Annotated in this window: 12 protein-coding genes; 5 read left to right on the forward strand and 7 right to left on the reverse strand. The window is 69.8% G+C overall.

What is annotated here, in order from left to right:
• Nucleotides 1-51 precede the first annotated feature (51 nt).
• Nucleotides 52-303 carry a hypothetical protein gene (locus tag F3S47_RS09715; RefSeq protein ID WP_150445078.1) on the forward strand — a complete coding sequence of 84 codons (252 nt, stop codon included), beginning with the start codon at nucleotides 52-54 and terminating at the stop codon, nucleotides 301-303.
• Nucleotides 304-411: 108 nt separating this feature from the next.
• Nucleotides 412-780, forward strand: coding sequence for a DUF805 domain-containing protein (locus F3S47_RS09720; RefSeq protein WP_150445079.1), 369 nt, complete (start codon nucleotides 412-414; stop codon nucleotides 778-780).
• A gap of 3 nt (nucleotides 781-783) precedes the next feature.
• Here the strand turns inward: F3S47_RS09720 and F3S47_RS09725 are convergent, their stop codons facing one another.
• Nucleotides 784-1668: an NAD(P)-dependent oxidoreductase gene (locus F3S47_RS09725; protein WP_223877782.1), complete on the reverse strand. Its 885-nt coding sequence runs from the start codon at nucleotides 1666-1668 to the stop codon at nucleotides 784-786.
• A 58-nt stretch (nucleotides 1669-1726) separates the two neighbouring features.
• Entirely contained in the window at nucleotides 1727-2584 is an 858-nt protein-coding gene (locus tag F3S47_RS09730) for a cobalamin B12-binding domain-containing protein (RefSeq protein WP_191090145.1), read from the reverse strand.
• Nucleotides 2585-2748: 164 nt separating this feature from the next.
• Between F3S47_RS09730 and F3S47_RS09735 the strand changes: the two genes are divergently transcribed.
• A complete protein-coding gene (locus F3S47_RS09735) occupies nucleotides 2749-3510 on the forward strand; it encodes an HpcH/HpaI aldolase family protein (RefSeq protein WP_150445081.1) in 762 nt (253 codons plus the stop codon).
• Here the strand turns inward: F3S47_RS09735 and F3S47_RS09740 are convergent.
• The 5 genes from F3S47_RS09740 to F3S47_RS09760 form a co-directional block, all read right to left on the reverse strand.
• A complete protein-coding gene (locus F3S47_RS09740) occupies nucleotides 3507-4283 on the reverse strand; it encodes a FadR/GntR family transcriptional regulator (RefSeq protein WP_150445082.1) in 777 nt (258 codons plus the stop codon). The two genes, F3S47_RS09735 and F3S47_RS09740, sit on opposite strands and share 4 nt — an antisense overlap.
• The gene (locus F3S47_RS09745) at nucleotides 4252-5208 is read right to left on the reverse strand and encodes an oligopeptide/dipeptide ABC transporter ATP-binding protein (RefSeq protein ID WP_150445083.1); all 957 of its coding nucleotides are present in this window, start codon (nucleotides 5206-5208) and stop codon (nucleotides 4252-4254) included. Before F3S47_RS09745 ends, F3S47_RS09740 begins: the two co-directional genes overlap by 32 nt.
• On the reverse strand, nucleotides 5186-7093 hold the full coding sequence (locus F3S47_RS09750; protein WP_150445084.1) for a dipeptide/oligopeptide/nickel ABC transporter permease/ATP-binding protein: 1908 nt from the start codon (nucleotides 7091-7093) through the stop codon (nucleotides 5186-5188). The genes F3S47_RS09745 and F3S47_RS09750 overlap by 23 nt, the downstream gene beginning before the upstream one ends.
• Nucleotides 7090-8037, reverse strand: coding sequence for an ABC transporter permease (locus F3S47_RS09755; protein WP_150445085.1), 948 nt, complete (start codon nucleotides 8035-8037; stop codon nucleotides 7090-7092). Before F3S47_RS09755 ends, F3S47_RS09750 begins: the two co-directional genes overlap by 4 nt.
• Nucleotides 8038-8194: 157 nt before the next feature.
• Nucleotides 8195-9772 carry an ABC transporter substrate-binding protein gene (locus F3S47_RS09760; protein WP_150445086.1) on the reverse strand — a complete coding sequence of 526 codons (1578 nt, stop codon included), beginning with the start codon at nucleotides 9770-9772 and terminating at the stop codon, nucleotides 8195-8197.
• Nucleotides 9773-9872: 100 nt separating this feature from the next.
• Between F3S47_RS09760 and F3S47_RS09765 the strand changes: the two genes are divergently transcribed.
• Nucleotides 9873-10538 (forward strand): DUF1028 domain-containing protein, encoded by a 666-nt coding sequence (locus F3S47_RS09765; RefSeq protein ID WP_150445087.1) that lies wholly within the window; start codon nucleotides 9873-9875, stop codon nucleotides 10536-10538.
• Nucleotides 10531-11754, forward strand: coding sequence for a M20 family metallo-hydrolase (locus tag F3S47_RS09770; protein ID WP_150445088.1), 1224 nt, complete (start codon nucleotides 10531-10533; stop codon nucleotides 11752-11754). The genes F3S47_RS09765 and F3S47_RS09770 overlap by 8 nt, the downstream gene beginning before the upstream one ends.
• Nucleotides 11755-11769: the final 15 nt, after the last annotated feature.

An 11769-nucleotide genomic window follows, 5' to 3' on the forward strand; every position in this document is an offset into this window, starting at 1 on the left:
CCTTACGCTTGGGAAGTTGCTCACCAGTATGCTACCAAGAGGAGTGTAGCGGTGAGCGATCCGGACAACGAGCTGACGGTGCCGGTAAAAGTTCCCAAGACGTTGCCCCGAAACATGGAATCCGGCCGCCTCGACCAGGCAGTCGCCTGGTGCGAGGATCATGTCGGGACCTCGCGGTTCTCGGTCGACCCGGCAGAGAGCCCCGGCACGACGGTCTTTCGATTTCGCCACGAGGACGACCTTGGCGGCTTCGTGGCCGCCTTCCCCGATCTGGTGTCGGACAGCAGGCCTCAGACCCGGTGACGCGGCCCCCTTCGGGGTCTCGATTCCGCCACGAGCGGCGGCGCGGCCCCGCTTGACCGAATGAAGCCCGCGCCTCAGTATGTCTTTGGACATAGCGGGGAGCAGGCCATGAACTTCGAACAAGCGATCCGGACAGCCGTTCAGCAGAGGTATGCCGATTTCCAGGGGCGGTCCCGGCGCGCGGAATACTGGTATTTTGCGCTGATGATGTTCGTCCTCAACCTGATCAGCCAGGCCATCGGCGGCGTGATCGCCCTGCTCATCGGCCTGGTCAGCCTGTTGCTGCTCATCCCGGGCATCGCCGTCACCGTCCGCCGGCTGCACGACCTCGACAAGAGCGGCTGGTTCGCGCTGCTCCTTCTCATTCCGATCGTGAACATCGTGCTGATCCTGATCTGGTTCACCCAGCCCGGGACGAAGGGACCGAACCGGTACGGACCGGACCCGGTCGGCGCAGAGACTCCAGCCTCGACCTGAGGCTCAGAGCTTCGCCAGGATCCGGTCGACGCGGTCGAGGAGATCGTCCTCGCCCGCCTCCGCGCCCAGGGTGCCGATCCGCGCCTGCCAGTCGGCGGTCGCCGCGCTCATCCCGCCGCCCAGTCCCAGCGCCGCGACGGTCTTCTCGACCTCCCGCATCTCGGCCGCCCGCCGCACGCCGTGGACCATCATGCGTTCGAGGTTGTAGGCGCCGCGGCTGGGCCAGGTGAGCTCCGGGTCCGAGGCCTCGAGCGAGGCGAGCACCGCGGCATCGACGCCGGCCCGACGGGCCGCGAGGAAACATTCCGCGCTCAGCGCTTCCATGCCCTTGATCATCACCGAGCGGATCATCTTGATTGCGCTCGCCTCGCCGACGTTTTCGCCCGCGATCCGCGGTCGCATGTCCAGCCGGGCAAGCACCGCCTCGGCCTCCGCCGCACGGGGACCCGCAAGCAGAAGCGGCACATGGTGGCGCTTGGGATGCACCGGCGACATCACCGCCACGTCCACGTAGCGTCCGCCGGCGCCTTCGATCACGTCGGCCGCGGCGCGCTTGGTCTCCGGCGCGCAGGAGTTGCAGTCGAGCCATAGGGTCCCCGGCGAGAGAACGGGCGCGGCTGCTTCGGCCGCAGCGAGCGCCTGGTCGGCGGTCACGACGCTGAAGACGACCTCGACGCCGCCCAGCGCCGATCCGGGCTCGGCATGACCGTCGACCTCGCACCTGTCGAAGCGCGCGGTCATCTCCGGAGCGGTCGCCGGGTCGCCTGCCTTGATGTCGACCGCCGTCACCTGCCGCGGGCGCAGGTCTCCCCAGCCATCCAGGAAGGCCGTCGCGGCCTCGCCGAAGCCCACGAAGGCAAGATTCCCGATATCCTGGTCCGATCCCATCACACTCTCCCGACCGCTTGCGCCACGGATGCCGTGAACCGGCGCGGCGGGCAAGCGGTCAGTCGGCGGCGCCGTCGGAGGGCGCGGTTCCGCGTGAGGCGGGATCGTCGAAGAGCCACTCCATGAGCGACATCGCCTCGTCCAGCTCGGTCGCCACCGCGTCGGGCCCGATCCAGCGCATGGCCTCGGGCTCCTTCGAGACGAGCGGCCCCGCCACCAGCACCCGGGTCGCCGGTGCGGCCAGCCGGATCGCGGCGACCAGGCGTGTAAGCGCCCCGAGGCTTTCGGGTCGCGTGGCGGAGATCGCCACGACGGGCGCCGGCCGCCGCTCGAGATCGTCGACCAGCTCCTCGTGCGTGCGGTCGGTGCGTAGCCGGATGTCCCACCCCTCGAGCCGGGACAGGTCAGCCGCCATCTGCGCGCCGAGCCGGTGCGTCTCACCCGGAAGCGTGCAGAAGAAGGCCGTCCGCTCTGTCGCGACCACCTGTCCGCTGCGGCTCCCGAAGATGCGGCGCATGATCGTGTAGATCCGCCCTACCCCGACGGTCACCGAGGTGAGGCCCACCTCGTCCTGCATCCAGCCGTCGCCGAGATAGCGCGCGGCCCCGGCCAGGTAGTCGAGGTAGATCGCCTCGATGCTGGCGCCGTCCGAGACAAGGCGGGTGATATAGTCGACGGCCGCCGTCGGGCTCTCGGACATGAGCGCGCTGGCGAGCGCCTCGATCTCCTCGGGCGTGGCATGTCCACGCCCCCAGGAGCGGCTCTGCCGCTTCTCGGCCAGACGCAGCACGACCTCCTGTGCAAAGGCCTGGAGATCCGCCGGCGGAAGTCGCCTGCGCAGCCGATCGAAATCGGCCTCCGATGCCGCGAGCACGCCGGGATCCAGCTGGTCGGTGGCTTTCCCTCTGAGAGACATGGCTCTCATCCCCCCTGCGCAGCAGTCTTGCGCGGATTCGGGAGTCTAGCAACATGCGACATGCGGACCGCCCCCGATTTTCAGTATCTTGCGCATCGGCGCGCGTTTGACAGCGCCGCATGCTCGGGCCCAGATGCGCGCGCACGCAGAAGGAGACGACGCGCATGGACCTGCCCCGGAACACGCTGAAGGAGGCCCTCGCCGCGGGGCGCAAGCAGATCGGGCTCTGGGTCTCCGGGGCCAGTCCCGATTCGGCCGAGCTCTTGGCCGGATGCGGCTACGACTGGCTGGTCTTCGACCTCGAACACTCGACGACCTCTCCCTCGGAGGCCGTGGCCCTGCTGCGCGCCGCCGCGCCCTACCCCGTCTCGCCCGTCGTCCGGCCGGGCTGGAACGATCCGGTCGAGATCAAGCGCCTGCTCGACGGCGGCGCCCAGACCATCGTCGTGCCCTACGTCCAGACCGCCGAGGAGGCGCGCGCGGCGGTCAGGGCCCTGCGCTATCCGCCCGAAGGCATCCGAGGTGTCTCCGGCATCACCCGCGCCTCCCGCTACGGACGGATCGCGGACTACGGCCGCCGCGCCGCCGAAGAGCTCTGCCTGATCGTGCAGGTCGAGACGGCCGAGGCGCTCGGACAGGTGGAGGAGATCGCGGCGGTCGACGGCGTGGACTGCGTCTTCATAGGGCCCGCCGACCTCGCGGCCTCCATGGGGCGCATCGGCGAAGGCTCTCACGCGGAGGTGCGTGCGGCCGTGCTCGAAGGGATTGCCAGGATCAGGTCAGCGGGCAAACCGGCGGGCCTGCTCTCGCTCGACCAGAGCTTCCTGCGCGAGGCGGAGGAGGCCGGCGCGCTCTTCCTCGGCGTCGATATCGACTACGCTCTCCTGCAGCGCGCGGCTTTGGCCCGGCGGGAGGAGTGGCGCTAGCTGCCGCGCCACTCGGTGATGAAGCGGCGCTCGACCTCGGCCTCCTGGCCCTGCATCAGCGACCAGGCGGTGCGCATGTGCGCCTTCATGATCGCCCGCGCCGCCGGGCCGTCGCCCTCTCGCAACGCCATGAGCAGACGTGTCTGGTAGTCGCGTCCCTTCGACCAGAGCTCGGTATTGGGCGGCGAGTAGAGTTTCCGGTAGACCGTGAGATCCGACAGCAGGTTGACCATGAAGTCGATGACGAAGCCCAGCAGCCGGTTCTCCGCCTGCTCGGCCAGGATCGCGTGGAAGCGCAGCGAGGCGATGTGCTGCTCGCGCTCCTCCTCCAGGTCGTGCGAGGGCTCGGCATATTCGGCGATGGTCGCCTCCAGCCGCTCCAGCGCCTCCTCCGGCAGCCGCCCCGCGAGCGAGGCGGCAAGACGCGGCTCCAGCGCGAGGCGCAGCTCGTAGATGTCGCCGATGGTCAGGTCCTGGAAATAGAAGTAGTTGCCGAGCAGCGCCTTGGCCCGCTGCCGGCTGACCTCGTGGACGAAGTTGCCGCCCCCCGGCCCGGTTCGCGTCTTGATGAGGCCCTGCGCCTCGAGAATGCGCATGGCCTCGCGGATCGTGCCCTTGGCCATGCCGAACCGCTGGATCAGCTCGGTTTCTCCCGGCAGCCGGTCGCCGGCGGAGAGCCCCTCTTCGACCACCCAGTCCTTGATCGCTTCCGCCACCCGAACAGGGCGGCTCAGCTTCGGCTCATCCTTCGAGCGGGTGGTGACAGGCGGCAAACTGATCCTCTCCCATGCGTTCGAGCGGCGGGTCCTGCTCGCGGCAGATCTCGGTGGCCTTCGGACAGCGCCCCGCGAAGGGGCATCCCGGCGGCGGGTCGAGCGGATCGGGCAGCTCCGTTCCCTTCTGCTCGGGTTCCGTCAGCGGCCGGCCCACCACCGGCGCACTCTCCGCCAGCAGCCGTGTATAGGGATGCTTCGGGCTGTTGAAGATCCGCTCCGCTCGCCCGATCTCCACGACCGAGCCGAAGTAGAGCACGACCACGCGGTCGCTCACCGCCTCCACGACGGCGAGGTCGTGGCTGATGAAGAGATAGGTCAGGTTGAACTCCGACCTCAGCCGGGCCAGCAGGTTCAGCACCTGCGCCTGCACCGACACGTCGAGCGCCGAGACGGGTTCGTCCAGCACGATGATCCGGGGCTCCGCCGCCAGCGCCCGCGCGATGCCGATGCGCTGCGCCTGCCCGCCCGAGAACTCGTGCGGATAGCGGTCGAGGAACTCCTCGCGCAGGTTCACGCTGTCGAAGATCTCGGCGATCCGCGTCTCGCGCTGCTTGCGATCCATGCCGTAGAGCAGCTTGAGCGGCGTCTCCATGATCGCCCGGATCGTCCGGCGTGGGTTCAGAGAGCTGATCGGGTCCTGGAAGACGTACTGGATCAGCCGCCCGAAGGCCGCCGGGTCCGCGTTGTCGAGCGCCTTGCCCTCGATCTCGATATGGCCCGTCGTCGGCGAAAGCAGCCCCACCAGCATCCGCGCCAGCGTGGACTTCCCGCAGCCGGACTCGCCCACGATCCCCAGCGTCTCGCCCTCCTCGACGACGAAGCTCATGGGCCGGACCGCGCGCACGCCCGGGGGCGCCTTGCCAAAGAGCGGCCGCGCCCGGTCGAAGGTCTTGGAGAGCTCACTCACCTGCAAGGCGGGCATCGGCCATCTCCTCTTCCAGAAAGGTTTCTTCGGGGTAGAGGCAGCGCACCGCGCGTTCCTCTTTCGTGAAGAGCGCGATCTCGCCCTTCTGGCACTCGGGCTGCGCCTTGGGGCAGCGCGGCGCGAAGGCGCAGCCGGGCGGCAGCTTGTCCACCGGCGGCGGCAACCCCGGGATCGCCTCCAGCTTGCGCCGGCCACCGCCCAGCTCGGGCACGCAGGCGATCAGGCGCGAGGTATAGGGATGCAGCGGATGCTCCAGCACCTCGCGCGTCATGCCCTCCTCGACGATCCGGCCCGCGTACATCACCGCCACCCGGTCGCAGAGCTGTGCAACCACGCCGAAGTCGTGGGTGATGAAGACGATGGCGAGCCCGCGCTCGCGCCGCAGGTCGTCGAGCATCGAGAGGATCTGCGCCTGCACCGTCACGTCGAGGGCCGTCGTCGGCTCGTCGGCGATGATGACGTCGGGGTCGTTGGCGAGCGCCATGGCGATGCCGACCCGCTGCCGCATGCCGCCCGACATCTCGTGCGGGTAGTTGCGCATCCGGCTCTCGGGATTGGGGATCCGCACCGAGCGGAGGAGCTCCAGCCCCCGCCGCTTGGCCTCCGCGTCGCTCACCCTGTGGTGCACGCGGATCGCCTCTGCCAGCTGGTCGCCCACCCGGTAGAGCGGATGCAGCGTCGCCAGCGGATCCTGGAAGATGTAGGCGACGTTTTCGCCCCGCTTCCGCCGCAGGCTCTTGTAGTCGGCCGAGAGCAGGTCCTCGCCGTCGTATTTCACCGCGCCGCCGGTCACGACGCCGGGCGGCGAGGCCACAAGCCCCATGACCGAGAGCGCCGTGACCGACTTGCCGGAGCCGCTCTCGCCGATGATGCCGAGGCATTCTCCCGGCTTCACATGCAGCGAGACGCCGCCCACAGCCCGGTAGATGCGCTCGCCCACGTGGAACTGCGTCTGAAGCTCCTGCAGGTCGAGCAGCCCCTGCTGCGGGGTCTCCGGCACCGGCCCTTTCCGGTCCACCGCCGTCGTCGCCCGCGGCCGCGAGAGCGCGCCGGACTTCAGACGCGGGTCCAGCGCGTCGCGGATGCCGTCGCCCAGGAGGTTCACGCTCATCACGATGAGGAAGATCATCACGCCCGGCACGACCGAGGTGTGCGGCGCCGAAATGAGCGCCGCCCGTGCCTCGCCCAGCATGGAGCCGAGGTCGGCCTGCGGCGGTTGCGAGCCCAGCCCCAGAAAGCTCAGGCCGGCGGTCTCGAGGATCATCCAGCCCACCGTCGTCGACATGGCGATGACGATGGTCGGCAGCACGTTGGGCAGGATCTCCACCATCACGATCCGCCCGCTTCCCATCCCCGCGAGCTTCGCCGCGTCGACGAACTCCCGCCCCGCGAGCCCCACGGTGACGCCCCGGATGTTCCGCGCGAAGAAGGGGATGTTGACCGCCGCCACCGCGATCAGCGCGTTGAGCAGTCCCGGTCCCAGCGCCGCCACGATCGCCAGGGCCAGCAGGATGTAGGGAAAGGCCATGAGCATGTCGACGCCGCGCATCACCACGTTGTCGAGCCGCCCGCCGAAGTATCCGGCGAGGATGCCGATGGCCGAACCGATGGTCGCCGCGATGAGCGCCGCCGCGAGACCCACCGCCAGCGAGAGCCGCGTGCCGTAGAGGAGCCGCGCCAGCAGGTCGCGCCCCAGGTGGTCGGTGCCCAGCAGGTGCCCCGCCGAGAAGGGCCGCAGGAAGCGGTCGCCCGTTGCCGTCGCGTTCGGGTCCGGCAGCGGGAGCAGCGGCGTGACCAGCACCAGCAGCACGATGGCCCCCAGCACGATCGCGCCCAGTCCGGCGAGGCGGTTGCGGAAGAGAAGCTTCAGGAACTGCCTCATGTCTTGATCCTCGGATCGAGCAGGCTCTGCGCCACGTCCACCGCGATGTTGAAGAGCACGTAACAGGCGGCGACGAAGACCACGCCGCCCTGCACGAGCAGGATGTCGCGCTGAAGGATGGCGTTGACCAGCATCCGGCCCACGCCCGGCCACTGGAAGACGATCTCGATGTAGACCGCGCCCGAAAGGACGAAGCCCGCCTGGATTCCCAGCACCGGGATGATCGAGACCATGGCCGCCTTCAGCGCATGTCCGTAGATCACCCGCCGCTCCGGCACGCCCTTCGCCCGCGCGGTGCGGATGTAGTCCTGCCGAAGCACCTCCAGCATCGCCGAGCGCGAGAGCCTCGCGACCACGCCCGTCGCCACCGCGGCGAGCGCGAGCGCGGGCATGGTCAGGTGTTCGATCAACACCCAGAGCGTGCGGTCCCCGTAGATCGGCCACATGCCGGAGACCGGCAGCCACTGCAGGTTCACCGCGAAGAGCAGGATCATCATCATGCCCAGGAAGAACGAGGGAATGGAGATCCCGATGAGCACGGTGAAGGTGATCGCCTTGTCGGCGAAGCCGTACTGCCGCGAGGCCGAGACGACGCCCGCGAGGATCCCCAGCACCGCGCAGAGCACGAAGCTGGTGCCCGCGAGGATCAACGTCGCGTTGAACCGCTCCAGGATCTCGTCGAGGACGGGCCGGTTCAGCGAGTAGCTGCGCCCGAAGTCGCCCGTCAGCATGTTGCCGAGCCAGATGAAGTACCGCTGCACCATGGGCTCGTCGAGCCCGAGCGAGCGGTTCACCCGCTCCACGTTCTCGGGCGTGGCATAGGCGCCGAGGATCGCGGTCGCCGGGTCGCCCGGGATCATCGCCATGATCAGGAAGACGATGATGGTGATCCCCAGCAGAACCGGGATCGCCGAGACCAGGCGCTTGAGGATGTAGCTGCCCATGGCGGGCTCCTTTCCCGGCCGGCGGGGACCCGCGCCCCCTCTTCATCTGGCCGAAAATACCTTCCGGGGGTCCGGGGGGCCGAGGCCCCCCGGCGATCGGGGGGGCCGGGGGGCAACGCCCCCCGGCGGGTCGGGCCGCGCAAGCGGCCCGAGACCCTCAGTTCTTCTCGACGTCGCCCAGCATCAGCAGGAAGGAGGGTTCGAGCGAGAAGTTCTCGACGCGGTCGTTGGTCACCGCGTTCTGCTTCCAGTTCGCGACGAAGACCCAGGGCGCGTCCTCGACGACGATCTCCTGCATCTCCTTGTAGAGCTCTGCGCGGCGCTCCTGGCTGGTGGCGGTGCGCGCCTCCTGCAGCAGCCGGTCGACCTCCTCGTTGGAGTAGTAGCCGGAGTTGAAGCCGCCCTGGTCGGGCATCGCCTCGCTGCGCAGCGTCAGGTAGGGCAGCGTGTCGGGGTCGTTGGTCATCCAGGCCATCTCGGCCATGTCCGCCTTGCCCTCGAGACCGGGGTTCACTTCGCCAAGGAAGGTGTTCCACTCGTAGGTCTCGATGGTCACGTCGAAGCCCACCTCGGCGAGATCCGCCTGGATCGCGGTGCCCATGGCGACCGGATCGAGCATGCCGGAGCCGCCCTCGGTGACGTAGAAGGTCACTTCCGGGTTCTCCATGCCGGCCTCGGCCAGCAGCTCGCGCGCCCGCTCGGGATCGTGCGGATAGGGGTCGAGCTCCTCGTTGTAGGCCCAGTTGAAGGCCGGCGGCGTCGGACCGGTCGCAACCTCGGCCGTGCCCTCAAGCACGTCGTTGACGATGGCCTCCTTGTCGATCGCGTAGTTCGCGGCCTGCCGCACGAGCTGGTTCTCGAAGGGTCCCTCGCGCATGTTCAGGATCAGGAACCACAGGTGCGGACCGGCCTGTTCGTAGACCTGGAACTGTTCGCCCTCGAACTGGCCCAGCGAGGTCGGCGGCACCTCGACCATGAGGTCGATGCCCCCGGCGAGCATCTCGGCGACGCGGGTGTTCGCGTCGGTGATCGGACGGAAGACCACGGCCTCGAGCGGCGCCTCGTCGCCCCAGTAGTCGGCGTTGCGTTCCAGCACGACCGCCTCGTTCGAACGCCACTCGCCGAACTGGAAGGGCCCGGTGCCCACCGGGTTGCGGCCGTAGTCCTGGCCGTTTGCTTCCACCGCGGCGGGCGAGACGAGCAGGCCCGTGGGATAGGCGAGGTTGGACAGGAACGGCGCGAAAGGCTCGCTCAGCGTGAACTCGACGGTGTATTCGTCCACCGCCTCGGTGCTCTCCACCGCGGAGAAGTTGAAGGACAGCGGGAAGGGGCCGGTGTCGTGGTAGGGATGATCCTCGTTCAGCATCCGGTCGAAGTTGAACTTCACCGCCTCGGCGTTGAACGGCGTGCCGTCGTGGAAGGTCACGTCCTCGCGCAGGGTGAAGGTGTAGACCGTGCCGTCCTCGCTGATTTCCCAGTCGGTGGCGAGATGCGGCTCGACCTCGAGCGTGCCCGGCGCGTAGCGCACGAGGCCCTCGTAGAGGTTCACGAGGATGCGGAAGTCGTTCACGGCGGTGACGGCCGCCGGGTCGAGCGACTTGGGCTCGGCGATCTGGCCGACGATCAGCACGCCGGGCGGCGTCTGCGCCTGCGCCGGCGCGCCGAGGCCCAGCGTCAGCACGGCCCCCGTCGCGGCGGCGGCCAGGCCGCGGCGCGTCCAGTTGAAGAGGGTCATCTTCTGTCTCCCAGGTTGGTTGGTGCACCCGAGTTTACGGAGAAAAATTGATCGGTCAATTTTTCATGATAAATTAATCGAAACGACCGACAGGAGCGTCATGACTTTCTCGATTCTTGTGCAGGATGCCGAAACCGGCGCCATCGGCGGCGCCGCCGCCACGGGCAGCCTCTGCGTCGGCGGCTGGGTGCTGCGCGGCCGGCTGGGCGCCGGCATGTCCGCCAGCCAGGGTGCCGCGCCCTCGACCTTCTGGGGCGAGGAGGTGCTGGACGAGATGGAAGGCGGCCTCGACGCGGGCGGGGCGGTGGCCAAGGTCACGCAGGCGGATCCGGGGCGCGACTGGCGCCAGCTCTCGGCGCTGGACACCACCGGACGCGGCGCCGCCTTCACCGGCGCGCACAACACCGAGCGGATGGCCTCGCACGGCTTCGACAGCGGCATCGCGGCGGGCAACATGCTTGCCCGGGACGAGGTCGTGACGGAACTGGCCGCGGGGTACTCCGGCGCCGACGGCGCGCTCTCCGACCGGCTCCTCACCGCCCTGCGCGCGGCCGAGGCGGCGGGGAGCGATTCGCGAGGGCTGCTCTCGGCGGCTCTCCTCGTACTTCATCCGGACCACCCGCCCCTCACCCTCCGCGTCGACTTTCACGAGAGCGACCCCATCGGCGCGCTGGCCGAGCTCCACCGGCGCGCGACGACCGGCGACTACGCCGACTGGGCCCGCCAGGTCCCCGTCGCCAACGACAGGAGACGCATCCTTGACTGACGCGGGACTCGACGCGGCGGAGGCGCTGGCCTCGCTCTCGGAGCATTCCGAGCCGGGCCCCGGCGTCACCCGCCTGCCCTTCACGCCGGAACACCGCGCCGCGCTCGACCGGCTCACCGCGCTCATGGAAAGCGCCGGGCTCACCGTCTCGCTCGACGCCGCGGGGACGCTCGTCGGCCGGGCCGAGGGGCCGCCCGGCGCACCGACCCTGCTCATGGGCTCGCACCAGGACTCGGTCCGCGAAGGCGGCGCCTTTGACGGGATCATGGGCGTGGTTCTGCCCCTCCTGGCCCTCGCCCGCCTGCGGCTCGAGGGGACGGCCCTCCCCCTCTCGGTCGAGGTCCTGGCCTTCGCCGATGAAGAGGGCGTGCGTTTCCCCACCGCGCTGCTGGGCTCCCGGGCGCTCGCGGGTACGGTCGACCCCGCCGTGCTGGAGATGGCCGACGCGGAGGGCACGACCCTGGGCGACGCCCTGCGGCGGTTCGGCCTCGACCCCGCCGCGATTCCCGGCCTGAGGCGAGACCCCGCCACGATCGCCGGCTTCGTCGAGACCCACATCGAGCAGGGCCCGGTCCTGGAAGCGGCGGAGGCCCCGCTCGGCGTGGTCACCGCCATCTGCGGGATCGAGCGTCATGCCGTCACGGTCACCGGAGAGACCGGTCATGCGGGCACCCTGCCCATGGAAGGCCGCCGCGACGCGCTGGTCGCCGCCGCCCGGATCGTCTCCGAGGTCGACCGCCTCGCCCGCGCCGAACCGCCCATGCGCGGCACGGTGGGCGCGCTCTCCGTCGCGCCCGGCGTGGTCAACGCCGTGCCCCGAGAGGTGCGCCTGACCGCCGAGCTCCGCAGCCCCGAGGACACTCAGCGCTTGCGCGCGGGCAAGGCGCTCCACGCCGCCTGCGCGCGCATCGCCACCGAACACGGCCTCACCGTCGACGCCGCGCGGACCTACGCCCAGCCGGCGCAGCCCTGCGATCCGACGCTTTCGGACCGGCTCGCGGCGGCGGTGACCGCGGTCACGGGATCCGAGCCGCCGCGCCTGCCCTCGGGCGCGACGCATGACGCCTCCGCGATGGCCGATCTCTGCCCGATGACCATGCTCTTCGTGCGCTGCCGCGGCGGGATCAGCCACGACCCGGCCGAATACGCCGCACCCGACGACATGGGCGCGGCCGTGGAGGCTCTCGCGAAGCTGATCGCGGACTGGCCCGCCTGAGCACGCGCCCCGTGG

It is taken from the genome of Histidinibacterium aquaticum, assembly GCF_008710275.1.
Taxonomy (GTDB): domain Bacteria; phylum Pseudomonadota; class Alphaproteobacteria; order Rhodobacterales; family Rhodobacteraceae; genus Oceanicola; species Oceanicola aquaticus.